Origin of the sequence: Ruegeria atlantica, assembly GCF_001458195.1 — a bacterium.
Classification (GTDB): domain Bacteria; phylum Pseudomonadota; class Alphaproteobacteria; order Rhodobacterales; family Rhodobacteraceae; genus Ruegeria; species Ruegeria atlantica.
Map to the genome: position 1 here is coordinate 13,568 of NZ_CYPU01000016.1, position 23,781 is coordinate 37,348.

Consider the following 23,781-nt stretch of genomic DNA (forward strand, 5'->3'; position numbering starts at 1 on the left):
CTTAACTTCCTTCCTGCTTACTCTAGCAGATTGCCTTCCGACAAAGGCACATCTTGTCCAATTCAATCGCAACAGGCGGGATCAGGTAAAGAGATTACCGTGCATTCTTCGGACATCGCATCCGGACTGTGATACGAACGCTGACACGGGGATGTGGTCCAAGCGCGAGAGAATCCAATGACAGAAAACACAGTGTTTTCGTCAAAAGCTGAAATTTCACTTTGTTTCTGCAAACTTAGACGACTCGCTTTTGCGGCCAGCTTGGTTGCGGCAGCCTTCTTGCCTTGGACCGATTTTGCCTGCGCCGAAAGTGCTGGTTTGGTTCTGGTCGATAAATTCAAGGTGGCAGACAAATCAGAGGGATTTTCAGAGCCTTCCGGTTTAGCAATGTCTAACGCTGAAGGCTTCTTGTGGTCTGTAAGTGATGCCGAACCTAAACTGCACCTACTTAGAATCGACGGGGTATTAGGAAACTCTTTCAAGTTGCCAGCATTGGCAGGATCAGATTTAGAGGGTGTTGCACCTCGAAAAGATGGTTCTGTTTTGGTGCTTCAAGAAACTGACCGATCAATCCTAGTCGTTCACCCGACTGACCCCATTCAACTGACTACAATACCTCTCGCATCTCTTAATGGTTACCCGACCGCCGCTGAATTACTCGTCGGCAACCCTTTGAATAAGGGACCCGAAGGCATCGCCGTTGACCCGGAATCTGGGCGGGTCTTCGTTGGCATTGAGGGACAACCAAGGTTGTTAATGGTGTTATCGCCAGAGCTAGACGAAATTATTGAGATCATTCCTTTAGCCCGCGATGCAGGTTTTATCTCCGAGCGTGTAGATGATGATGAACTGGATTTGAGTGGCCTGGCATGGTCCAGGTCCTCGCGTTCTCTTTGGATTGTGAGTGACAAAAGCCGTCAGATCTTCGTCTACAATCCAAAATCCAAGTCAGTAAAGTCTATCAGTTTGACGTTCACAGAAGATGGCAAACAAAAGGAAGTTAAACATCCCGAAGGAATCGCTCTCGATGAAACCAAAGGGCTTCTCTACATCCTGACAGACGACGCCAAGAAATCACGGCTTTATGTTTTTAATATCCCCAAATTTTGATCACTAGAGAATGAAGCTCACATCGCCACGATAGCTTCCGCAAGTTGTTACAGCCAGCTTACCACTCCTCTTCGTTGGCCCACCCTAATCAGAACCGAACACTTAAGTTTGCACCGAGGCCATGCTCTTGGCCGTTGGAGCGAACTGAATAGCCATATCCTGCTGTTAGTCTGGCCAGATCAGAGATCTGATACCCTAAGCGCTGACGTCAGACACTTCATTTGTATCGCGTTGGCACACGTAATTATGTTTTCAACAATTTGCATATTCTTCTCGGTCGGGTTGTTCGACCTGACCCCAAGCAACCACAAATTCGGTGTATGCCTGAACGAAATAAACGCATTAGAATCGCTTGCTGGCCAGCGCAACTTGTCTCCATATGACAATAGGTTCGTCAGAGGATAATCCCCGAACTTACCCATGTGATGCAACAGATCGATGGAAAACCCATTTCCCAATATTATCAAATACTTCATTGAAAACCCTTTGAAGAAATGTTCCATGAACATGCAGCAGCGAAGAACTCGATGCAAACAGATTTGTGCCGAATGAAAGTCAGTTTCTGAAGTCTACGGATATCTGCATTGGCCGATCAAAATTTCTGCTCTATCAACTAAAGCGAAGTTCCGCTTTCCGACACACTCTCCAGCGGTTTGCGTTCGCTTCGGGCTTGAATCAGCGAGTGCACAAGCTTCGTCGGATTCACAGTCTTCGCACAGAACCAGTCAAGAATTCGTCAGCCGGAACGTAACTAGAACTCCAAAATCGAAAGACCGTTACGGCGCCCAGAGTTTTGGGCCAAAGATGCAAATCTTTAGGCGAAATGCAAAGCTATGGGCGCACCTACAAATATCTGTAGGGGCGCTCATAACGTTGCATCCCCGCCATTGATATTACACACAAAAATTGAAGACTTTCGCCCATAATATTGCGCACCATTTGCGCATAAGTTTGCACGATTTGCCCATAACATTGCGCTGTTCGAGAAACGCGTTCAATTAATGGTTGTCACCGCACATCTTCTTCAACTAAACCGGGCGCCTCTCAATCAAGAGTGCATTCTAATTGGAAATATTCAACCCTGATCATAGGGAAGCAGTTCACTCGCAGGCTTGTGTTAGATCCCGGCTTCAAGAAAGGGTATTGCCGTGCCCGCGAAGTGAGCGCGTCCAAATCGGCGCGCTCACTCTATTTGGTATTGCCTGTCACTACGGAGGCTAGAGCGATGTATTACTCTGCGGCAACCGCTTCCTCTGCTAGTGCCGGGTAATCGGTGTACCCTTTTTCATTGCCGCCGTAGAGTGTAGTTGGATCGAGCTCATTCAGAGCGGCGCCTTTCTCCAACCGGTTGACAAGATCAGGGTTGGAAATAAACGGCCGGCCAAAGGCCACCAGATCGACGGCTCCGGTTTCAACCGCTTCAACCGCCATTTCCCGGTCATAAGCGTTGTTGCCCATTTTCGCACCGTCAAACAATTCATAGAGCGCCTTCAGATCGCCACCTTCCGGAATATCGCGCGGGCCGCCGGTCTGTCCCTCCACGAGATGGAGATAGGCCAGCCCATAGCCATTCAGCAATTTGACCGCATGGGTGAATGTCGCCTGCGGGTCACTGTCGGAGATGTTGTTGGCGTCCGAGAATGGGCTGAGGCGGACACCAACGCGGTCGGCGCCCCAGACATCGACAACCACGTCCATGACCTCTTTCAGGAACCGTGCTCTATTCTCGACAGGACCGCCGTATGCGTCTTCACGCTTGTTGGATTCGTCCCGCAGGAATTGATCAATAAGGTATCCGTTGGCTGCGTGAACCTCGACACCGTCGAAACCGGCCTCTTTGGCGTTTTCCGCGGCCCTCCGGTAGTCCGCAACGATGCCAGCAATTTCTTCGATGGCCAGAGCCCGCGGTTCAGATGTTTCAACAAACTGCTCACCATCAAACGTCTTGGCCTTAGCTCCAATTGCGGATGGTGCAACAGGGGCGCCACCATCCTGCTGCAAGCTGTAATGCGAAATCCGGCCCACATGCCAAAGCTGGATTACGATCTTACCGTCCTTGGCATGGACGGCCTCAGTCACTTTTTTCCAGCCGTCGATCTGCCCTTCGGAATAGATGCCGGGCGTCCAGGCGTAGCCTTTGCCTTGGGGCGAAATTTGCGATGCTTCCGTGATGATCAGACCAGCATCTGCCCGCTGCGCGTAGTACATGGCCTGCAATTCATGGACACTGTCATCCTCGGCTCTTGCCCGGTTGCGGGTCAGTGGCGCCATGACAATGCGGTTTTTCAGCTCGATTGCACCAGCTTTGATGCCGGAGAACAGTTTTTCATCAGCCATTGCTGCTTCCTTATTTGGTAAACTTCGTTCAGATATTATTGGACCAATCAGTCCAATATTAGGGTCACTGTCTCTTGATTGAGTTTGTTTTAGGTTTCATTTCCTTATGGTGGCGGGAGGCCTTAGGGCGAAATCACCAACCGGGCTTGTTTCAGGGTTTGCGATATCTGCTCAGCGGGAACGCCCGCCTTGCGCAATGCCAACGTGCCGATTGCAAGGGAGGCATAAGCGCGCGCTTTGTCGAGAGCCAGACCCGGATCAGAAGGCTCAAGCGCTCCCGCAATAATTTCGTCAATACTCTCCAAATGGCGTCGCCCGAGACCCGCCACTTCATCATCCTGCGGGGCAAGTTCCGTCAGGCAGTTGATGAGCATGCAGCCGTCACGCCCGCCTTGCGGGTTCGCCAAAGCTTCCATTATCGCACCAACGGGGTCATTTCCGCCCGCATCTGCAACGTCACGCAGATTTTTTAAACCACGCCTTGAATAGTGCCTGAGAGCTTTGTGAAACAAAGCCTGCTTGTTGCCGAACGTTCCATAGAAGCTGGACCGGCTCAAACCCATGGCCTTGGTCAGATCATCCACAGAAGCGGTCTCGTAGCCCTTGTGCCAAAAAACGCACAAGGCTTTTTCCAAAGCCTCAGCTTCGTCAAAGGCGCGAGGCCTACCCGGGCCTGCGGGTGATTTGATGTCGCCAAATGCGTGAGTTTCTTTGCTCATGAGCAGGATGTGGAACGGTCGGTCCAGAAATTCAAGGTGGCGGTAGAGAATTTTTGGAATGGTCAGTCCGTATTGTGACCAGAGAAAGGAATTTAGGTCGGTAGAAATACAAAACCTTCCCGTCGCGCTTGGCGTCACGCCAGTCTTAGGATCAGGACCTTTTGTCTTTTTGCGGGAGTGTCAGACGAAGAGGATCGAGATCGTAGAAAAGAGAGTCCATCCTCAGCACTAGTTTCCAACACTGGACAGATTGACTTGTGGCTTTGTCCAATGCGTTGATGTTGATCACTCACAAACCAGAGATTGGTTCGGTAGATCCATGGCCAATGCCCTCAGCTTGTGAGGATTACTACTCCAATGAGTAACAAAGCCACGAATTCAGAACTGGTTTTACGAGCATCAGTACGGCGGGCCATTGTAAGCAAACCAACAATAATTTCAGCGCGCTAGGTTAAAAAAGCGAGGTTAGCTGATGTTAAGTTTGCCCAATGTGAACTTCTTAACTTTGGCTAGAACGATTTTTTGGCAGTATCGTTTCATGAGTTGTTAGTGAGTTCAGTGAGTAAATAGATGTATTTGCATAATTTCGAGGGGCATTGTTGCGCGGTCAATGACATCCGGATGGATGATTTTGCGCGTGAGTATCCGTTGCTGGACGATGCCGGCGTGCACGCACAATGGCAGAAGGGCTCTTGGCAGATCACGCGGATAGCCGACATCTGGACACGAACCGGGAAGGTACTTTCTTTGCCTTACAAAGGGGCCAATGCCTATCCATCTTTCCAGTTTGCTAAGGATGGAACCCCGCTTCCTTTGATGGAAAAAGTGTTGAAAGCCCTGCCACGTGGAATGACCCCGTGGCAATGCGCGTTCTGGTTAACCTCACCCAAACTGGAACTCGGAGGGGAAAGCCCGGCAAATCGCATTCAGATCGGCGATGATTGCATAGTCGGTATCGCAGGCGATGCTGGTGGTCTGATGGCAGCTTAGTGTTAGCTTTTGGTCAGTCATACGTCGTACAGCATCTGGCAAATTCGTGTCTCCCCTGCTTTTTCTGCCTCCGGCAAGAATAGCGAGATCAGGGCACTTAAATGTCCATTCTCTTCTGAGAATTCAGAGACAATACCAAGCAGCGTACCCATAAACACGAATGGCCAAGAGCATACTGAAATACGGGTACTAACTAGGTCTTCGAATATCGATACCCGTTGGAGAACACCCTTCCGACAAGTACAACTGCTCTGCAAATCTGTTATCTGCCGCTACGCATAGCGGAAACTCAACAAACTCGGTTTCTGCATATTTCTGTCAAACAGACTTCACCGCTCAAACACAGCCATCATCTGCCTGCGCAATCGCGCCAGATCCTCATCCACACTGGCGGCAGGATCGCACGCGAATGTTGGCAATGCCTATATGGGCCGTCTGGTTTTGCCTTGATTTGGTGGACACCTAAAATAGGCGCGGATAGCGCCGGGAGGTGTCGAATGACGAAGCCGAAACGATACAAGCGGTACAGCGTGGAGTTCAAACGGGAAGCTCTGCGCAGGGCTGCGGAAGAAGGGATGACGGATAAGGCTGTCTGCGATGAGCTGGGGATCAGCACGCGGCAGTTTCGGCGATGGCACGGCGAGATGGCGATGCTGGGCCAGGATGCGTTCCCTGGCCAGGGTCGTCCGCGCGACGAAGAGATGGCTGCGCTGAAGCGCGAGCTGGCCGAGGTGAAGAAGGAGCGTGATTTCTTAAAGGAAGCGGCGGCGTACTTCGCCAGGCTGTCGAAGTGAAGTACGCCTGTATCAATCTCCGGCGAGACCACTATCCGGTGCGTATGATGTACAGGCTGCTGGGCATTTCAGCCAGCGGATACTACGCTTGGCGCACACGTCCGGAGAGCACCCGTGCAAAACAGGACAGAGAATTGATGCCGAAGATCAGGCGGATTTTTGAGGCCAGCAAGGGTGTCTACGGCAGTCCTCGGGTACATGCCGAACTGGTGGCCGAAGGCGTCACAGCCGGGCGCAACAAGATTGCCCGCCTGATGCGTCTTGAACGCTTGAGAGGCTGTCCCAAACGCCGTTTCCGGGTCACGACGCGGCGTGACCCGATCCATCCGGTTGCAAAGAACCTGCTGCAACGGAGCTTTGAGGCGCGGCAGCCGAACCAGAGATGGGCTGCTGACATGACGTATATCTCGACGAAGCAGGGCTGGCTCTACCTCGCGGTTGTGTTGGATCTTTTCTCTCGCCGGATTGTGGGCTGGTCAATGAGCCAGAGGATGGGCCGACACCTCGTGCTTGGCGCCTTGCGCATGGCCATTGAGGCGCGCCGACCGGGCGGACATCTCATTCATCACTGTGACCGAGGCGCCCAGTATACCAGTGACGATTTCCGAGAGGAACTTGCCCGGCATGGTATCGAATGCAACATGAGTGCGGCCGCGAACTGCTACGACAATGCGGTTGTCGAAAGCTTCTTCGGGGTGCTCAAACGCGAGCGCGTCAACCGTGTTCGCTACCGCACCAGAGACGAGGCACGCGCAGATCTGTTCGAGTACATCGAGGTGTTCTACAATCGAAACCGTCGCCATGGTTACCTTGGCAACGTAAGCCCGGCTGACTTCGAAAAGCGGTCAGCCGGATCTTTTGAAACCGTCCACTGAAACGGGGCAAGACGAGTCCCTGCTGGTTTGACACGATCTAAAAAGTGAACATGCTGTGGCCGACCTAATGGCGGCAGCGAGCCCATCCCGCCCGATGCCGCACATCGCACCTATGCCCGCTTTCCGGGCCGGTGCGCTGGCAGTCGACTTCTATAAATTTGTCAGAGTTTCCACTCGAACCCAACGGCTTTTTCGGACACCCCCCAGAGGCGCGACTTGACAACCTTGTCATGGGCGTGAGCGTTTAGTTTCCCTTTGCCGACCGGACCGACCGCTTCCAAGCGGCCCGTCGGACCGTAGAGGGCGCGCTGCTCCGTCAATGCCCCTTCGGTAGCGCACATGATTTCGGGGTATGAGCCTTGTTCTGCGGTCTGGACCATCGGCGTTTTGGTCATCAGCCACCAGATGAAACGCATCGTGCGGCTGCCGCTTGTTGTGATCAGAGACGTCGCCGATGAGCCGGGATGGCAGACGAAGACTTCAACATCTTTGCGCCCCACAGCGGCCAGACGTTCCTGCAATTCGTAGGCAAACATCATCTGCGCCAGCTTGCTTTGCGAATAGGCGGTATTAGCGCCATAACCCTCATTCCAATTCATATCGTCGAATTTGATGGTCTTGAGCCCAAGGTTGTAGCCAAGGCTCGCGACGACCACGATCCGGCCTTTGCTTTCCGCGATGCGATCAAAGAGCAGGCCATTCAGTAGAAAATGTCCGTAGTGGTTGGTGCCAAGTTGACTTTCGAACCCGTCGACGGTCAGCTTTCGCGTCGGCACCTGCGCGATGGCCGCGTTGTTGATCAGTGCGTCGATGCGGGGCACAGTCTTCAGGACCTCTTTGGCCGCCTCGCGCACGCTGGCCAGAACAGACAGGTCCATGCGGATGAAGCTAACATCAGCTTTCGCACCGAGTTCCTGTTTTGGGTCCGCGATTGCCGCCTCAGATTTCTCGGCTGAGCGGTTCAGCATCACCACCTTAGCGTTCTTCTTCAGGAGAATGCGCGCGGCTTGAAAGCCTGCGCCCGCGTTAGCGCCAGTTATGATGTAGGTCTTACCATACTGGTCGCCGAGGCGCGCGGGTGTCCAACCTTTGGGTCCGAATGTCATATCTACCATTTTCTGTCTCCTGCCCAGCCCAAACCAGACATGCCACAGCAACACGCGAGACGGGAACTGCCGTTCTTTGCAGTCGCAAAGTCATTCATGGGAAACTCAAAAAGCGGCCATTCAGGTTCAGTATGACGATCTCGACGATCCCGCGGCCGCACCTATGTCACCGAAGCGCCCTGTAGAACGGTCAGTCCACTGTAGCGTCCGTTCAGCGAGGAAAAATCGACGTCACCTCAGTTTTAATAACGCCTAACAAAGCCTTAGATAGTACAGGAGTAGACATCAACGTTTACGGATAAGCGGAGGGCGTTGCACCTCACAAACACACCTTAATCTGTATTTCGAGCAGTGCGAAAAGCAATCATGGTTAAGTCATCCAAACGTTCTTCATTCGTACTATAATCTTGAAAAGCGCTGTGAATAGCCGACAATAGATCTTCGGAACACGACCACTCTTCCTGTTCAAATACAGATACAATTCTTTGAAAACCAAAACCTAAGCGTTTTTCTCCACCTAATTGGTCAATCAACCCATCAGTTGAAACAAAAAAATCTGTGATTTGATCTATTTGAACTTCGTGCTCCAAGAATTTTGGACCAATAGGAGTGTCCACATACCCAATGCTCAGCTTATCACCTCGGATTCGGTCAATGCCGATCTTGGATTTGACCAAAAGAGACATACGCGCACCTGCAAACGTCGCCACCCCTTTTGCTGAATCGATCTGGCAAATCGCGGCGTCCATGCCGTCGTTGGAAGTCCCGTTTGCAGTATCCTGATTTAGAAGTGCACGCGTCAAATCGCTCAACTTGGACAGTGCCAGCGACGGGCTAAGCGTTTCATTTTCGAAGTAAAGCCGCTCGAGTGTAGCGATTGCCAACATCGTCATGAAGCCTCCGGGAACGCCATGTCCAGTGCAATCAATTAAGGCGAGCGTCGTAATTGGGCCGTCCGTTTTGATCCAGTAGATATCCCCACCAACCAAATCGCGTGGTTCCCATATGACAGCGAAATCAGCAAAGGCGTCCTCGCACTGGCTTGTCGTAGGCAACAAACCCTGCTGAATTCGCGTGGCATAGTTTACGCTTGCGACGATCTGATGGTGCGCCTCTCGGATTTCATTGACACGTTCAACCTCGCGATCCAGCATTGAGTTATAGCTTTGAACAACCTTGCCAATCTCATCTTCCGACTCGTATGGGACAATTTTAGGGTCATCGTATTGCTCGAACCTTTCGATGGCTTTTAACATTTGGCCGAGAGGTCTGTTAATGAGCCATAAAAATGCAGCGGCACCTGCTAAGATGAGTGCAAATCCCCCGAGGATTCCAAGAAGGACCACAACCCCCACTTCTGTCCTTAACTCATCGTTCAAGATCTCCTGATCAATTCGGACCAACATCGTGGCTGGCCCTGCGGCCGTCGGAACAGAAACGACGACATCTAGACCAGATTTTTTTATCTTGTCGCATCCAATAGCAGGCCAGGAAACCAGAGATTCCGAGCTTCGCTCTAACCTCTGTTCAGCGCAAATAATGTAAGGAAAACCCGAATAGACGGCGAGCAGGCTCGTTGCTTGCGCAAAATTCCCTACTTCAACCAATTCAGCCAACGGGCGTGCTATACGATTGGCAATCGTTGCAACCTCTGCGGCAACCTGATCCGTTTGAGCTTTCTTTTTAAATTCATAGTAAAAAAGAAGCACAATGGCATTTAACACGCCTCCGAGCAGGAGGGTCGCCAGAATATGCTTCAGAAATATTCGGCGCTTCAAGAATGTCCAGAGTTTACGCAATAAATGCCTCTATAGTGTCCGGCATCTAGTTCCCGATGTTCTTCATCGCGGCCTGAAGAGCGCCACGATTGTTAACGATCATCTGTACAACTTTGTAGTCCCCGGAAACTTCACGCACTAGAAAGTCTGCGGTCACGGTGTCGCCATCTTCGGTTATCATTTCAGAGCAGACGAAATAGTCATTTCCCGCAAGAAGAACCATGGGATGAACATTTGCAGGGTAAACGGTTTCAAACGCGTTGGTGGTCGTGTCCAGATACGTGTAAGAACCGTCGACCATGACCCCATCGACATGCGAAATCATGGCGGATTGGAGCTTTGCCTTGACCTCAGTCGGAATGTCGGCCGCTGTAGCCGGGTCGGACGATATTACTACGGCGACCACACACAATAGCCTAATCATATTAACCTCCCCACTAACAACACTGCACAATTGATACACTAAAAATGCATAAATGTGTATCTTATGATATTAAGACCTGAATTGAACTTGGTGCCACCCAAGCATGACCAAGGGGAACAGATGCTTGCAAGCGAAGTCTACGAACTACGCGCCAACCTGCGCCGACAAGGCGTTGTCTTTGCATACAGTGGGTATGTAACCGAAGGTATCCTCAGTGGTGTTGGCGATGCGTTAAAGCAGAAATTAGTGTCTGAAGATGCCGACACCAAAACTCTCCGAAGCGTTTTCGCTGTTTTCGTAGAGCAAATGCAGAACATCATCAGATATTCAGTCGAACGACTACCAGCCGACGGTGAGACCGAGGTACTGGATATAAGTTACGGCATCGTGACCATAGGAAACGAGGCCGACGGCTATGTCGTTCATGCGGGCAATCTGATCCTTTTGAGTGACGTAGACAACATGCGAAAACGACTTTCCGAACTACGCGCCATGAATCGTGAGGAACTTAGGGCTGCGTACAAAGGCCAACTCCGGTCAGAAACTGACGCCGTCAGCAATAGTGCAGGTATCGGGTTAATTGAAATTGCGCGCCGAGCGTCAAAGCCAATCGAGTTTGATTTTATGCGGATTGACGATCAGCACGCATTCTTCGCACTCAAAGCGACGGTTTGAGAGGGTACGAATGCAGAAAATTGATATCCCGGCAACAAACCGCACCCCGGCCGTGGCGTTCGATTTTGACGTTGGCCACCTCAAACTGATTGGGGAATCCTACCCTGAGGATGTTACGACATTTTACAACCCGTTGTTTGATGCTTTAAAAAGTTGGTTGTCGGATGGTTCAATATCCAAATGTCGTTTTGACTTTGAACTCATCTATTTCAATTCGTCCAGCGCCAAGGCCATCATGTTGATCATGGAGCTTTTGGATTCCGCGGCTGAGGCGGGGAAAAGTGTTGACGTCTACTGGTTTCACGACCCCGAAGACGAAACCATGGAAGAACTTGGGGAGGAGTTTGGGGAAGACCTGAAACATGCCAAGTTCACACTGGAAAAGTTGTTGGATCGATGACTATCGACGATCTCTTTGTTCGCGAGAATGAGGCTTTGGAAGTCGCGGAAGCAGCTTTAAACAGTGGACAATTTCCGAATGATGAAACACGCAAATCAATTGAAAACCTTGTCGGAGAATACAGAAAGCTGCTCAGAACCACACGGCGCATGATGCGATTAAGTGATCGTAACGAGCGGGAACTGAATGCATTAGCCGAAAAACAGCGCATCGCCGCCGAAGAAGTTACCCAAAAAAACCAAGAGCTTGAGGCATTGTCAGGAAAGCTTGCCAAATACTTATCGCCTCAAGTCTACAACTCGATCTTTTCCGGTCGCCAAGAAGTTAAACTCGCGAGTAAGCGAAAAAAGCTGACAGTGTTTTTCTCGGACGTCGCCGGCTTCACAGAGCTTACGGATCAGATGGAGTCGGAAGATTTAACAGAACTCCTGAACAGCTACCTGACCGAAATGGCGGAAGTCGCTCTGAACCACGGTGCGACGATAGATAAGTTTATCGGCGACGCAATCCTTGTCTTCTTTGGAGATCCGGAGACTAAAGGGGTGCGGGAAGATGCTATGGCATGCGTGAGAATGGCAATTGCAATGCGAGACAAGTTGACAGAGTTGCGGGCAAAATGGAGCCGTCAAGGAATAAGGCAACATTTACAATGCCGTATAGGTATCAATACAGGCTTTTGTACGGTTGGGAATTTTGGAAGTGACGACCGAATGGATTACACCATTATCGGCGGCGCTGTGAACGTAGCATCAAGGTTGGAGCATCAGGCCGAGGAAGGAGAGATTTACATCTCGTACGAAACCTGGGCGCACGTGAACCACGAAATAGAGACCGAAGAAGTCGGTGCTATCCAAGTCAAAGGCGTGGCTCAACCTGTCATGACATACCGCGTCTTGGGTCAAAAGAAATCGAGACCGCGCGCAGAAAAAGTTGTATATGAAAACCCGAATTTTCAAATGGTGTTGGACCCGAGCTCGATGACATCAGAAGAACGCGCTGCAAGCTTAGAGATACTTAAGACGGCGCTTGCATCACTCCGCAAAAACGATCACTGAGGTCTCGCAGCCAGTGTTTGAACGTGTCTCGGCAAATTCCCACGAATACTCAAGAGTTGTTCCATGCTGTGGACAAGGTCGGTTTTGTTCATAGATCTGAATTAGATGTAACCTGCCTCAAAGGTAGCTTCGCCCGCGGACTGTGAGCTCACCCAACCCAAAACATTGCTCTTGCAGCGGACGGCTGCAATTCGATCTGCGACCGCAGAATAAAGACCTACCCTTGGATGTCAGAAGAGAGCTGTTCGCCAAACTTTGCAAAGCCCGCTTTCTGCGCATCGCAGACCTTAACGAGAATCCAAGCAAAAAGGCCGCATGGAACCCAAGGTTCCTTAGGGAGGCCCTTTGCGGGGTTGACCGCTGCAAAGGGCCATAACCGCAACGGCTACGTCAAAAACTGATTGAATTCATCGCTAAGGCACACAATCGCGCAGCGCAAAACTATGGGCAAACTACGCAAACTTATGGGGTGCGCGAAGTGTTATGCGCAAACCTACAAAATCTGTAGGGACGCGCATAACGCTGCATTCTTATCATTGATTTTATTCAGAAAATCTGGGTGTCTTCGCCCAGAATTTTGTACAGCATTTGCGCATAGGTTTGCATTTTTTGCCCATAAGATTGCACGGTTCACTATACGCGCTCAATTGTCGATTGTCGTACAGTGGCTTGATCAACTTGAACGCACCATAACTCAGCCAAAAGTGCGTTATTCTTGGAACAATTCAACCCAAAACCGAACAAAACAACTCAATTGCGAGGCTATGGTAGATTCCTTTCAATTTAGCTCGGCTCGGTAAGTTTAGATAAAAACTATTTAACATCGGCAATTCGACGCATGGGATCAGACGGCAGCAAGCTGTTTAAATTCTAGGGATGCGTCTCATTAAGACTGCATCGGGTGATTAGCCATCGACCATCTGGTTGTCGCTCAAGCACATTTAGCGAAACGCCTTCACCTGTCGTGCCTTCGCTAAATTCTGCAAGACACCAGCCGAGTTCGCCGTCTCGACCTGCACTAGAGACAGTGATTTTTTTGTCTTCTCCACCTTCCGCGACCCACTCTGCATGTGTGTCTTCAATAGCTTGCCTTCCAATGGAAGGTGGGCCGAAAGGAGAGTACATCTCTGCTTGCGCTGCAAACACTGAAGCGCATCCATTGGCGTCCCCTTGTTGGTAGCAGGCGACATAGTGGTCGAATACCTCCTGGCACTGTTGTTTGAAGGACATACAAACACTCCTAATTTCGCTGTCCTAGCATCAGGTTCTGCAGTTCTACTGTCAAATCAACCTCGATCAGATTGTTTGCGTCGCTTCTACCTTGGGCGGAGCAGCTTACGCTTGCAATTGGGAAAGTGAAGAGGTTGATCGACGAGCAGCCCGACCTGTTTGGTGATGAACACCCGTCCATCGTTCAGATCAAACAGAAATGGGGAGGCTTGCGCGTCTATGAGGGTCCGGGCTGCAACCAGGCTACGAGTGAAGAGATTCAATGGCGTGTCGATCAGATTGAGCAAACCTGTGTAGGTTGTTCTAATTCTGCCCAACGCCAGAACGTCCTTGGGTTTGTGACGACGCTTTGCAGCTGTTGCTGTCTAGGCGTTTTCAAAGTCAGACCGACAAGCGTAATGGTTTGGAACGCTATCGATCATTGCTTCATAATTTGATGCTTCCAAAGCAATTGTGGCTTGTGCATTGTTAGTAAGAGCTCTGTGAAATTGAAGGGACATCGCGTGAAGATCTATTCCGTATTCGTTTGGTTACTTGCTCTTAGCTTGACATTTGGAGGCGTTGATTTGGTATCCGCCAAAGAGAAAGGCGGAAACTCAAAAGACAAAAAAGTTCAGCTGGACGGCAAACCAGGCAAGGGCCAGAAAGCTGTGCCACCAGGACAAATAAAGAGATATACAAGGGGCGCCAAGCTTCCCAGCGACTTGGACTACACGGACATTGGAGACCTTGTTGACTGGAAATTAAAACCTCCGGGAAAAGGCAATCGTTACATACGCGTCAACGATGAGATTTTGGAAGTTACTGATGACCTTTCAACGGTCGTCGACGCAGTTGGCATCGTTGGAGACCTCGCCAAATAAGAGGGCCTATAAAACTTAGGTTACTTTAAGCACTAGAGCCTAACGTTAAACTTGCGGACAAGGCAGACTGTCAAAGATCTGCCCATTGGTCCTTAATTTTGCCAGTTCTTCCGTATTTGCTTCGCCGCACATGCGCTACTTAATTGGGTAAAGTGCCTCCCTCGTAAACCCATTTGATGGCGGCGGAATCCGGGCAAATCTGGCCACCAACTTCGCGCAGGTGCCGGGAAATCTCCTCCGTCATTCCATCCATTCTTGCCTCGCCAACGGCGCCCTTGCGGATCATGGCTCCGGAATTAAGGATCGGGATCTCTGAGACCGTACGCCCTTCAAACTTTCCCTCATTCGCTTTCATCCATGGGAAGGATGTAAACTCCAGTACATTAGCCCATTGTTCTTCGGTCAGCTCTTCACCGATGAATTCGGCAATCTTTCGGATTGATCCTTGGTGATCACTCTTCATGTCAGAGAAGTGCAGGAACAAAACGTTTGGTTCATTCCGAAGCGGCCACCACGCGGCGAGAAAGCCAAAGATTGCGCCTTGCATACCGTTGGCGTCAATCACATCAGAATAGAAGGATGGAAAGTCGGGTCGACAAAGGGCTTCTCTTGGCACGCCCCAGAGTTCATACCATGCGTCCGAGTGCTTGTTCAGGAATGGCCTGAATGAAACGAGGGCCTCCTCCGGATTTCGCATGATTACGACATATTTGACGTCGGTGCCCGACCCGACGCTCTGAAACGGCACCGCAGGTGGCGGCGAATGCGTCTTGAAAGCGCGGCGCGTGTTGGTTGGCATGGCTGTTACCCGTTCAACTACGACTTCCTGGGGCTGCCCGGGGAAGGCCAAAAATTCAATCCAAGGCACTTCTTCGTATACGTCTCGAAAATCATCAGCCCCGCCCGTTAATAACTGATGAACGATGTTCATTGTCCAGGTTGTCCCGCTTTTAATTGGAACAGAAATCACTACATCTCCGTCCCTCCAAGCGATCTTTTGTTGAATTTCCGGAACTATCCATGGTGGCCCTGAAGGTGGGGCGCCGTCTTCTGGGACGTCGTTCATTTTGATTGACCTCTCATTGGCCTCCCTTCGGTCGAGAGGACTAAACCACCAACTTACCCTGCAAAAGCGGACTTTTCCAAATCCCGTGCACCGAGACCACTCAGATCCATGCGTGATGGCCCAAACAAGACGGGGGGACGAACAGCTTTTTATTCGTGTCAACCAGCTTTAAAAATGAAAGTACCGGAGCGGGCTCGAGGCAGACGTTCACGAATTTGTCGCGATTGACCGCTTGGCGGGCAAGGCTGCCGTTTGCTGCGGCGCAGAGCTCCGGAACCAAATGAAGTATTGCTCAGTAGGCGGAGTGGACGAACAGAACTATCTTTCGCTGTCTCGTCTAAAAGCGCGGACCCTCATTGTCTATCTCACGGCAAAAGCCTTCTTCTACTACAGGATCGATATATAGCTAGCGGCGGACGCTCTACTTAGAAAAAAGGCCAGTAGAAGAAAAATCAACAAAATCGGGGCAGCAAATATAGCTTTTATTATCATAGGTTTTAGGGAGCTATTCTTGTCCGGGCCAAATGTTTCGACCTCGGCGTTGTTTAAAGGCGGGAATAGCTCCCTTTTGCTTTGCTTAACCATAGTCAACTCGTAAAAATAAACTATTTGCTATTTTTCAGACCTCACATTAACCGAGTGTTAACGCTCCTATTATTTCCGATTTAGTGGTTTATTTTGATCGCTGCTGGAGACAAAAACTTTAAAACTACTGCTATTGTTAACAGTCTTATATTCCCAAGTGATTCTTTTGGAGACAAAGGCTAAGATTTTAATACTAAATTAAAAATAACAACTTCTGAAAGTCGGAGAGCTGCCACATTACGGCCCTGTTTGAGCAACATTCTTAGGGATGGCATTCGTTCGCCGCCGCTGACCCGTATTTCTCAAAACGAAAAGGATTTCTGCAGTGTTGAACTTCCTTAAAGTGAGCGTTTCCGCACTCGTACTGTCTGCATTTGTAGTCGCGCCAATCGTGACCGTTTTCGCCACCGATTACGCATACGCCAAAAATGGCAACGGCAAAGGTGGAGGTAACAGCGGCGGAAAAGGGGATAACGGAGGTGGCAAGGGTGGCGGAAAGGGTGGCAACAGCGGTTAAAAAGGTGCCAAAAAGGGATGGGGTTCAGACAAAACTCTCAACGGGACAAACACGAAGTCTGCGAGCAAAAGTCATAAGTTAAAGAGCGCTAGTCGTTTAGGTCGGGCTGTGAAGGAAGACTTCCAGGCTTTAGGCCGCAACCTAAAGCAAAACGGTGTCAAAGGTCTATTCAACGGGAACAAGGCTCGGACCACCACCACACGAACAAATAAAGCGAGTGTTAAGCAATCCCCGAGACCACCAAGCAGAAAAGCAAAACTCCTTGATGATGTTACACTCGCCCCGCACAACCTTGGCAAACTGAATGGTGCCATTAACTCCAGTGTAAATGCAAAACTCGCGCATATCGCGAACGGACAGTATGCGAAAGGTACAGGGCCGGTAAGCCTAGCCGCTGGCCTTGCCGTAGCCGACGCAAATTTCAGTCATGTCATGGGTGAAGACTACGACTTGAGCTCTGAAGAAGTGAAGGAAGTTGCTGCGGCGTATGATTATTTGGACACGGCTCCAATGACGCTGGAGGAAGCTGAACAGGTTCTTGCCGATGACGCGGCCACTCCCGATGCGATTGCACCTGAAGATTTGGAAGTCGCACAAGCGGTGAAAGATGCGCACGACGTAACAACAGATGAAGACGGAAATAAGATAGGGCAACCGACGGACGATCAGTTGGCGGCTGCGGAGGCGGTGCATGACGCGGAGGCCAATTTGTTGGGGTATTACAAAGGCGACTTTTCTGAAGACAGAATCGTCGCGGAGGAACAGCAAGACCGCGTCCTTGGCGCTGTCCGCGCCTCCAATCCCGATGAAGAATCGGTAAAAGCCACACTTGGCATTTCGGATGACGGAAGCGTTTATGCCGACGGCCAGGAGGACGATGATGTTGATGGGGAACCGGAGGAAGTAGATCAAACCCCGGGGGGAGAGGCGGAAGACGAATTTGCAAGTAACGGCTGAACGTAAAGTTAGAGGCTCGAAAAGATAAACGAACTGAAGCGATTGGAAGCAGCGCTGAACGAACTCACAGCCAACTGCAACAGCGGGAATGTCTCTTGCCCCATGCTCTCAAAACTGCGTACCGACTAGTGAAACTTTGGGCTCGAAGCGGTCATTCGTCGAATTGTCGTGAGAAACCGCACTGCGGACATAGTTGCCATTCACCCTCGACCAATAACTCTCTTTTCGTCGCGGTCTCGCGTCTGACGTGCGCTTGACGACGCAACTCATATCAAACGATCATCGTCGAACTTTTTTGCGGCGGCCAAAGTCGCGCAACTTGGCCTGGCGTATGTCGTTGATGGGTACGATGCGTCGCTGAGTGCCGCCCGACAGAACCTCGCGAACGGGGCAGTGTTGAACAAGATGATGATGAGCGGTGGCGTTTTCTCGTCGAAGGACGGCTTGCATACGATACAGGGCACCGACGAAGAAGTGACAGCCGTCGTCCGTGCTTCGAATGACTGGGGCACTTACGCGACGGCGCATGTGAACAACCCACCCGATATTCAACGCGGTTTGCGCCTCGGCCTGGGAGAGATCATGCATGGGCAGTTTCTCGATGAGGAGACAGCCGCAATGATGGTCGAAGCAGGCGTGTTCTATAATCCGCAGCTCTCGGTTTCTTCTCTCGAAGCAATCGAGCGCACGTTTGGACCTGAGCCGTCAGTGAACAAAGCCAAGTCATTGCTTGTTGCTCAGGGTATGGCACGGATTCCAGATATTCTTCTGAAGTTTCCGAAGCTTTTGGAAAAGACCACCTTTGGCGTGGATACCGTCACGGTTACGCCAGCGAACGCGATCCGCAACCGCGATCACGAGATCTGGTTTTGGGCCGACAAATTTGGCAATTTGCAGACACTGAAATCTATGACCTCCATCGGCGGCGATCTCGCCGCTCTCACGGGTGGCCAAAACCCTTATCCTGCCGGTTCCCTCGGTGTCATCGAGGAAGGCGCATATGCCGACATCTTGTTGATCGATGGCAACCCGCTGGAAGACATCACTTTGATTGGTGGCAGCAAAGAACTGTTCGATGCACCAGACCGTAAACCCGGCGAGATCCCCGCTATGGATCTGATCATGAAAGACGGTGTGATATACAAGAACACGCTGGACTAATGAGTAAGGTGCTGGGCTAGCCGCCCGGCATCTGTATTGGCACAGAGCAGCAGCCGCGTCTTTTAGTTCGTGATGATGCGGCTGCTTTGGGAACCAACCAGCCATTCGCAGCAAGATTCTCGAATGTCCGGTCAGGGCCCGATCTACCAGTTGGGGCTTTTGTGTCGAAAGTCGGAATTGTCCGCATCTTAGTGTTTGCAAAGTTCAGCAATGAAAGTCCGCTTCGGGCTGGGTGCCGTCATTTGTCGCGTTTGTAATCACCGTTGCTTAGTGAAAATACGCGTGATCGCCCTTGAACTGGCGTCAACACGACGACCATGCTTTATGATAGTTCAGGCACATTGATGAGGTAAACGAAAACCATGGCAGAACGTTTTGAGCGCCACCGTCAAGCTTGGACACAAGAGGAAATTCAAAAATTGCACCTACTGGTTTCAAAGGGGATGGGCTTGAAGGCCATTGCCAAAGCTCTCATGCGCTCTGAGGAATCCACCAAGAGTAGAGCCAAACTTGATAAAATAAAGATTAAGAAAGCACGCTGATCTTGGTGCCCTTTGTGTGCTCCAGCCGTTCTTTGCAGCCACGACCAAGGGCTGCTTTGGGCTGCGACCAGCCAATCATGCTTGCTGCGGAGAACGGCAACACTGAGCCGATTGTGTTGAAAAACTCCGTTTTTGACGAAATCGGTGATTTTTCTATCCGTACAGCCCGACCAACTTTTCAAGGCGAGAGGTTCGGCCAAATTGGTCTTCTGCTGCGCATGGGGCAGCTCACTGCGCCTCATGGCAAATCTCATCTGACTTTTCGGTATCGCGGGTTCTTTCCGAAAAATTGCGACATCTGAAATTCGGAGTTTTTCAACACAATCAGCCCAAAGCGGTCACCTTATCTTTCGAGCTCGCGGCGGATTGGTTGACCTGAATCAGCGTCTATTTTGAGTTCACCATTCTCAACGACTAATGAGCCGTTTACGAGAACGGTATGGACACCTTTGGCAGGTTGGTTCGCGTTTTCGTAGGTGGCTAGGTCTGATACGGTCGTAGGGTCAAAGACGACAATGTCGGCATCCATTCCTACTTGCAGCCGCCCCTTCTTTCTCATTTGTGGAACGAATTCCTCGAGCGTTTGAGCTGGCATCAAGGACATCTTGCGAATTGCCTCCTCCAGTGACAATAAGCCTCGTTCGCGCACATAAGATCGAAGGATTTTGGTAAACGCTCCAGCCGACCGCGGGTGACTAAATACATTGTCGGGAAGTGGCCAATCACTCCCTTCATAGTTCAGAACAGCCCCGCTTTCGTCGAAGTAGGACCAGAACACCGCATCCGACGCAATCATGACTGCTGGGTGGGTAACGGATGCATCCAATAGCGCGAGTGCATCAGGATCGTTCTCGTCCAGAAAATGCCACGTGACAAAAGTGCCAGGCTCGTTGTCCTGGTAATCGGCGAGCTCCTGTTCTGTCATGCGATCTGCGCCCAATTGAAAGTTCTGAGCCGTAGAGCTCATGCGTTCACGCCATCCGTCACCCGAGAACATCGCGGCTCCTACAACGGTGTTCGCGGCACCATAAGGATAGGCCTCTACTGTGACGTTAATGCCTTGAGCCTGTGCCCGTTCCACCAAATCAAGGGTGGCGTGGATGTCTTCCAATGAAGAGCTGTTGATATGACAGATATGCATGTGTGCGCCTGTAAGCGCGGCGTTCGCTATCAATTCTTTTATTGCCTCAAAAGACCCTTGCGGTTCCAAATTCGATGCGTACCGCACGTGCGTATACGTAGCCACGCCGTAGCCGGCGGCCATATTTGCCAACGCAAAGTACTCTTTTTGTCCGTATCCAGGCGCGTATCCTGCATTAACGCCTATACCTAATGCCCCCTCTTTCAATCCTTGCTCAACTAAGTCCAACAACTCCGCCATGCGAAGCGGATCGGCGATTTGTGTCTTCCAATCGTCGAACCTCTGCGCATCTTGAAAATAGGATAGTTCGGCAACAGGCCCTTCACCTGTGAACGCAGCTATTCGGCCAAACGTCCAAGCCGCAGACGCCCCATAGTTCAGCGGCGTCTGCCGCCGTTCCATTTCTGCATACCAATCTGCAATAGGGAGGATACCGGACTCCAACTCCAGAACGGTTGTTACGCCTTGCATCGCCTGCATACGCATGTCGCCCAAGTTCATTCCGTGTGCATGCAAATCGATGAACCCCGGCGCTAAAACAAGATCAGTTGCGTCGATCTCTACCGAACCTTCCATGGCGTACTCAGAAATGGCGGCTATTTCGCTGCCATTTATCCCTAGATTTCGGATGGCGTCCAAACCTGTCTCTGGGTCGATGACCCGTCCGTTCGTTATGACGATATCGTAATCCTGGGCTAAGCAGGTTGTGGCAATGGCCACAAAAATTGAAGAAACAAATGTGCGGTACATGACCTGAACCTCCGTGTCCCCAGCGTAAGGCGATGAAGGAACAGATCAATTTAAAATTTTGCCTAGGTCTGCTTTGACTGCTTTCCGCCCTGAGTGACCATCTGAGCAAATGCTCCAATGTCTGCTTAGAACCCATCTCCACCGATGCTGCGACATGCGCTAACGGCGGGAATTCCGACTTCGCGGTCATCCGAGAGTTTTCTTCCGATGTGCGGTTTCCGTTGCCCGGTCCACCCTCCACAATGCCAAGGAGCGTATGGCTCCGGTTTACGAGTAAAAAGACCAGCACCCGGGCTGGGAACTGGTTCTTGGGCAATATGCGCGAAGATGCCGCGCATTGTACTGGCCAAATCGGAAAAGCAGTTTCTGTGCGTTTGAAGAACCACGAAACGGCATCGTACCAACCGTCGATCTTAGCGAGCGAAGCCGCTGATCTGCGGCATGTATGTCGGCGAAAACGGCGCAAGCACTTCCTTCAGATCGTCGCCTGCCGGCCCGTACACAGCGACAGAAGTGATCGAGAATGTCTGCATAAACTCTTCGGCGAAGTTGGCACCGAAATTCCCCATATGCGTCATCGCGGCCGCGTTGTCGGCATAGCGTTCGGAGATGTGCACCTGATCGCCGTCTCCCATGTAGTCGTAGATTAACGCACCCGGTTCGTTCTCCTGCGTTGCGGCAACCATCCGATCCAGAAGCGGCTTCACAGCGTCTTCCTGGCCGGCATTGACTGTCATAGTGATGTGCCAATGTACGTCATCCGCACTTTGGTCCTCGGCCATTGCTGCTCCTGCGGCAAAGGTTGCTACTGCGATAATCGTAAAAAACTTCATAGCAATGTCCTTAATTGTTGATCCAGCAAGGTTGGTTCATAAACCCAAACAATTCAACCTTTTGCAGTTCGAGCCATTAGACACCCAGCACCCAGGTCGAAATTCGCCCGCAGTTAAGGAAAATCTCCGGGCCATATAGAAACCGCCGTCGCAACCTTACGCTGCGCCACATTTACGCTCCCGCCGCATCAGGGTTAGTGCCCGCCGAACTCCCAAAAGCAGACGTGGCCTAAAACGAGTAAGGTCTGCAACGCGCAGTGAGCGGTCCGCTGGCTGAGACTGTTGACCGGCGGCTTTGTCCGCACTCCCGACCTTGATGCGGCCTGGACTGGCCCGATCACCGACTGAAACCGTCGGATGTCCGCTTCGAGCTGCCGTTTCAACCGATCGCCGCAACACATTCATGGAACGTCTCTGCTGGTGAGAAGTAATGCAACGTTTTTCTTGGCCGCTCGTTGAGTTCACGAGCAACTGCGTCGAGATGTTCCTGGCTGTGCACTGAGAGGTCGGTGCCCTTTGGGAAGTACTGGCGCAGGAGACGGTTGGTATTCTCGTTGGTGCCGCGTTGCCACGGGCTGTGCGGGTCGCAAAAGTAGATGTCGAGATCGGTGGCCAGTGCCAGGTTCTTGTGATCGGCAAGCTCTTTGCCGCGGTCCCAGGTCAGCGTCTGGCGAAGCTCTCTCGGCAGATGTTGGATTTGTGCGGTCAGCGCAGCCACGACAGTCTGCGTTTCTTTCCCGCCCACCTTCACGAGCATGACATAGCGCGTGCGCCGCTCCACCAGCGTCGCGATGAAGCTGTTCTTCGAGCCGGCGATCAGGTCACCTTCCCAGTGGCCGGGAATGGCGCGGTCTTCGACAGCGGCCGGGCGTTCCCGGATCGAGATCGCATCCTTGATTTGACCGAGCCCATCCCGCTTCAGGCTAGCATGGCGAGACCGGCGGATGGCACGTGTCGCGCGCAAATGTGCAAGCAACTCCTTCTTCAGAACGCCACGGGCCTGGATAAACAGGCTTCTGTAGATCGTTTCGTGAGACACACGCTCGCCCTCGTCGTCGGGATGCTCGCGCTTCAGCCAACCCGCGATTTGCTGCGGCGACCACTTGCGTTCGAGCTTCTGAGCTATTGTGTGACAGAGCGCCGGCCTCTCCGCCAGCTTGCAGGGCTTCGGACGCCGTGCACGCTCCCAGGCTGCCTGATCGGACTGGGTGGCCCGGTAATGCTGACGCCCCCCGTTGCGCCGCACCTCCCGGCTGATCGTCGATGGAGATCGGCGCAGCTGACGCGCAATTGTACGAACGGACAACTCGGCTCCAAGCCCGCGTGAGATTTCTTCGCGCTCTGCCGTTGTCAACGCCCACCGTGATCGCCGCCGCTCTGGTGGCCGTATACCACCCGTTCTCGCAAGCAGGGGATAGATCGACGACGAGCCTCGATCAAACAACCGACCGATCGAGCTCATCGACTCTCCGCGCTGCCAGCGATCCCAAATCTCTGCCTTCTGTTTCTCCGTAAAATAAATCCGACGACGATAAGCCATACCAACACTCCATCCTTGCTTCCAAAGTGAAGTGTTGCGGCGATCCGTTGAGTCCGCCGCTCAAAGCGGTCATACAAGTGTTTTGATGGGAACGTCTGCTTTCAGAAGGAATACGCTTTAATCATGCATTTTAACTGCGTTCGACAACGGCGGNTGCGCCCNCCCNCAACCACCCCCGTCCAACTTTTGTCGGGACCATTGCTCACCTCCTCCACGGGCTTTTCTTTTTTTTAAGACGCTAAAACCAGAATGCCGGCAATATCCCCCACAAGGGCAATAGGGTACGTTTTATCCTAAGCGTTTCATCTGGCCCCCAATTTGGCGTATTCCCCC

21 protein-coding genes are annotated in these 23,781 nt (G+C 51.6%); 10 read left to right on the forward strand and 11 right to left on the reverse strand.

Translation table 11 applies throughout. From position 1 onward, the window contains the following. Nucleotides 1-177: 177 nt before the first annotated feature. A complete protein-coding gene (locus RUA4292_RS04215) occupies nt 178-1,110 on the forward strand; it encodes an SdiA-regulated domain-containing protein (RefSeq protein WP_058276465.1) in 933 nt (310 codons plus the stop codon). Between the two features lie 1,230 nt (nt 1,111-2,340). On the opposite strand, the gene RUA4292_RS04225 is transcribed toward RUA4292_RS04215, so the two are convergent. Beyond that, nucleotides 2,341-3,447: an alkene reductase gene (locus tag RUA4292_RS04225; protein ID WP_058276467.1), complete on the reverse strand. Its 1,107-nt coding sequence runs from the start codon at nt 3,445-3,447 to the stop codon at nt 2,341-2,343. 122 nt (nt 3,448-3,569) lie between these two features. Further along, a complete protein-coding gene (locus tag RUA4292_RS04230; RefSeq protein ID WP_058276468.1) occupies nt 3,570-4,166 on the reverse strand; it encodes a TetR/AcrR family transcriptional regulator in 597 nt (198 codons plus the stop codon). 570 nt (nt 4,167-4,736) lie between these two features. Between RUA4292_RS04230 and RUA4292_RS04235 the strand changes: the two genes are divergently transcribed. Together RUA4292_RS04235 and RUA4292_RS04245 are read left to right on the forward strand one after the other, a co-directional pair. Next, nucleotides 4,737-5,156, forward strand: a complete 420-nt coding sequence (locus RUA4292_RS04235) for a hypothetical protein (RefSeq protein WP_058276469.1) — start codon at nt 4,737-4,739, stop codon at nt 5,154-5,156. A gap of 497 nt (nt 5,157-5,653) precedes the next feature. Next, nucleotides 5,654-6,825, forward strand: a protein-coding gene (locus RUA4292_RS04245; protein ID WP_145974862.1) for an IS3 family transposase whose coding sequence is annotated in 2 segments (ribosomal slippage) — nt 5,654-5,918 and nt 5,918-6,825 — 1,173 coding nt in all. Because the reading frame shifts where the segments join, the coding sequence is not laid out codon by codon here. Nucleotides 6,826-6,986: 161 nt separating this feature from the next. On the opposite strand, the gene RUA4292_RS04250 is transcribed toward RUA4292_RS04245, so the two are convergent. The 3 genes from RUA4292_RS04250 to RUA4292_RS04260 form a co-directional block, all read right to left on the reverse strand. After that, nucleotides 6,987-7,940 (reverse strand): SDR family oxidoreductase, encoded by a 954-nt coding sequence (locus RUA4292_RS04250; protein WP_058276471.1) that lies wholly within the window; start codon nt 7,938-7,940, stop codon nt 6,987-6,989. 323 nt (nt 7,941-8,263) lie between these two features. After that, the gene (locus RUA4292_RS04255; protein WP_058276472.1) at nt 8,264-9,730 is read right to left on the reverse strand and encodes a SpoIIE family protein phosphatase; all 1,467 of its coding nucleotides are present in this window, start codon (nt 9,728-9,730) and stop codon (nt 8,264-8,266) included. 25 nt (nt 9,731-9,755) lie between these two features. Further along, nucleotides 9,756-10,133 (reverse strand): hypothetical protein, encoded by a 378-nt coding sequence (locus tag RUA4292_RS04260; RefSeq protein ID WP_145974863.1) that lies wholly within the window; start codon nt 10,131-10,133, stop codon nt 9,756-9,758. Between the two features lie 120 nt (nt 10,134-10,253). Here RUA4292_RS04260 and RUA4292_RS04265 point away from each other — a divergent pair, with 120 nt between their 5' ends. The 3 genes from RUA4292_RS04265 to RUA4292_RS04275 are packed head-to-tail and all read left to right on the forward strand — an operon-like array spanning nt 10,254 to nt 12,263. Continuing rightward, a complete protein-coding gene (locus RUA4292_RS04265) occupies nt 10,254-10,808 on the forward strand; it encodes a SiaB family protein kinase (protein ID WP_145974864.1) in 555 nt (184 codons plus the stop codon). Between the two features lie 10 nt (nt 10,809-10,818). Continuing rightward, the gene (locus RUA4292_RS04270; RefSeq protein WP_058276474.1) at nt 10,819-11,208 is read left to right on the forward strand and encodes a DUF1987 domain-containing protein; all 390 of its coding nucleotides are present in this window, start codon (nt 10,819-10,821) and stop codon (nt 11,206-11,208) included. Further along, on the forward strand, nt 11,205-12,263 hold the full coding sequence (locus RUA4292_RS04275; protein WP_058276475.1) for an adenylate/guanylate cyclase domain-containing protein: 1,059 nt from the start codon (nt 11,205-11,207) through the stop codon (nt 12,261-12,263). The genes RUA4292_RS04270 and RUA4292_RS04275 overlap by 4 nt, the downstream gene beginning before the upstream one ends. 870 nt (nt 12,264-13,133) lie before the next feature. Here the strand turns inward: RUA4292_RS04275 and RUA4292_RS04280 are convergent. After that, nucleotides 13,134-13,493, reverse strand: coding sequence for a YybH family protein (locus RUA4292_RS04280; protein WP_082636996.1), 360 nt, complete (start codon nt 13,491-13,493; stop codon nt 13,134-13,136). Between the two features lie 503 nt (nt 13,494-13,996). Here RUA4292_RS04280 and RUA4292_RS04290 point away from each other — a divergent pair. Then, nucleotides 13,997-14,356, forward strand: coding sequence for a hypothetical protein (locus tag RUA4292_RS04290; RefSeq protein WP_108862080.1), 360 nt, complete (start codon nt 13,997-13,999; stop codon nt 14,354-14,356). A 139-nt stretch (nt 14,357-14,495) separates the two neighbouring features. Here the strand turns inward: RUA4292_RS04290 and RUA4292_RS04295 are convergent, their stop codons facing one another. After that, nucleotides 14,496-15,422: a sulfotransferase domain-containing protein gene (locus tag RUA4292_RS04295; RefSeq protein ID WP_082636997.1), complete on the reverse strand. Its 927-nt coding sequence runs from the start codon at nt 15,420-15,422 to the stop codon at nt 14,496-14,498. Nucleotides 15,423-16,332: 910 nt separating this feature from the next. Between RUA4292_RS04295 and RUA4292_RS25140 the strand changes: the two genes are divergently transcribed. From RUA4292_RS25140 to RUA4292_RS04310, 3 genes are all read left to right on the forward strand, one after another. Continuing rightward, nucleotides 16,333-16,524, forward strand: coding sequence for a hypothetical protein (locus RUA4292_RS25140; RefSeq protein WP_108862081.1), 192 nt, complete (start codon nt 16,333-16,335; stop codon nt 16,522-16,524). Nucleotides 16,525-16,632: 108 nt separating this feature from the next. Beyond that, nucleotides 16,633-17,481, forward strand: coding sequence for a hypothetical protein (locus RUA4292_RS24390; protein WP_145974865.1), 849 nt, complete (start codon nt 16,633-16,635; stop codon nt 17,479-17,481). Between the two features lie 396 nt (nt 17,482-17,877). Beyond that, entirely contained in the window at nt 17,878-18,642 is a 765-nt protein-coding gene (locus RUA4292_RS04310) for an amidohydrolase family protein (RefSeq protein WP_145974866.1), read from the forward strand. Nucleotides 18,643-19,054: 412 nt separating this feature from the next. Here RUA4292_RS04310 and RUA4292_RS25145 read toward each other — a convergent pair whose 3' ends face one another. The 4 genes from RUA4292_RS25145 to RUA4292_RS04335 all read right to left on the reverse strand — a co-directional run bounded on the left by RUA4292_RS25145 (nt 19,055) and on the right by RUA4292_RS04335 (nt 23,448). Then, on the reverse strand, nt 19,055-19,438 hold the full coding sequence (locus tag RUA4292_RS25145; RefSeq protein ID WP_233493346.1) for a hypothetical protein: 384 nt from the start codon (nt 19,436-19,438) through the stop codon (nt 19,055-19,057). An 89-nt stretch (nt 19,439-19,527) separates the two neighbouring features. Beyond that, nucleotides 19,528-21,075 carry an amidohydrolase family protein gene (locus RUA4292_RS04325; protein WP_058276485.1) on the reverse strand — a complete coding sequence of 516 codons (1,548 nt, stop codon included), beginning with the start codon at nt 21,073-21,075 and terminating at the stop codon, nt 19,528-19,530. 413 nt (nt 21,076-21,488) lie between these two features. Then, a complete protein-coding gene (locus RUA4292_RS04330) occupies nt 21,489-21,908 on the reverse strand; it encodes a putative quinol monooxygenase (protein ID WP_233493347.1) in 420 nt (139 codons plus the stop codon). Between the two features lie 379 nt (nt 21,909-22,287). Beyond that, complete coding sequence (locus tag RUA4292_RS04335) at nt 22,288-23,448, reverse strand: IS30 family transposase (RefSeq protein ID WP_058275759.1); 1,161 nt, start codon at nt 23,446-23,448, stop codon at nt 22,288-22,290. Nucleotides 23,449-23,781 lie beyond the last annotated feature (333 nt).

Coding starts and splice junctions, on each gene's coding strand:
- RUA4292_RS04230 (WP_058276468.1), bottom strand. CDS start 4,166: ATGAGCAAAGAAACTCACGCATTTGGCGACATCAAATCACCCGCAGGC.
- RUA4292_RS04330 (WP_233493347.1), bottom strand. CDS start 21,908: ATGAAGTTTTTTACGATTATCGCAGTAGCAACCTTTGCCGCAGGAGCA.
- RUA4292_RS04335 (WP_058275759.1), bottom strand. CDS start 23,448: ATGGCTTATCGTCGTCGGATTTATTTTACGGAGAAACAGAAGGCAGAG.
- RUA4292_RS04225 (WP_058276467.1), bottom strand. CDS start 3,447: ATGGCTGATGAAAAACTGTTCTCCGGCATCAAAGCTGGTGCAATCGAG.
- RUA4292_RS04295 (WP_082636997.1), bottom strand. CDS start 15,422: ATGAACGACGTCCCAGAAGACGGCGCCCCACCTTCAGGGCCACCATGG.
- RUA4292_RS25145 (WP_233493346.1), bottom strand. CDS start 19,438: ATGAGATTTGCCATGAGGCGCAGTGAGCTGCCCCATGCGCAGCAGAAG.
- RUA4292_RS04265 (WP_145974864.1), top strand. CDS start 10,254: ATGCTTGCAAGCGAAGTCTACGAACTACGCGCCAACCTGCGCCGACAA.
- RUA4292_RS04235 (WP_058276469.1), top strand. CDS start 4,737: ATGTATTTGCATAATTTCGAGGGGCATTGTTGCGCGGTCAATGACATC.
- RUA4292_RS04325 (WP_058276485.1), bottom strand. CDS start 21,075: ATGTACCGCACATTTGTTTCTTCAATTTTTGTGGCCATTGCCACAACC.
- RUA4292_RS04280 (WP_082636996.1), bottom strand. CDS start 13,493: ATGTCCTTCAAACAACAGTGCCAGGAGGTATTCGACCACTATGTCGCC.
- RUA4292_RS04215 (WP_058276465.1), top strand. CDS start 178: ATGACAGAAAACACAGTGTTTTCGTCAAAAGCTGAAATTTCACTTTGT.
- RUA4292_RS04250 (WP_058276471.1), bottom strand. CDS start 7,940: ATGGTAGATATGACATTCGGACCCAAAGGTTGGACACCCGCGCGCCTC.
- RUA4292_RS04275 (WP_058276475.1), top strand. CDS start 11,205: ATGACTATCGACGATCTCTTTGTTCGCGAGAATGAGGCTTTGGAAGTC.
- RUA4292_RS04270 (WP_058276474.1), top strand. CDS start 10,819: ATGCAGAAAATTGATATCCCGGCAACAAACCGCACCCCGGCCGTGGCG.
- RUA4292_RS04260 (WP_145974863.1), bottom strand. CDS start 10,133: ATGATTAGGCTATTGTGTGTGGTCGCCGTAGTAATATCGTCCGACCCG.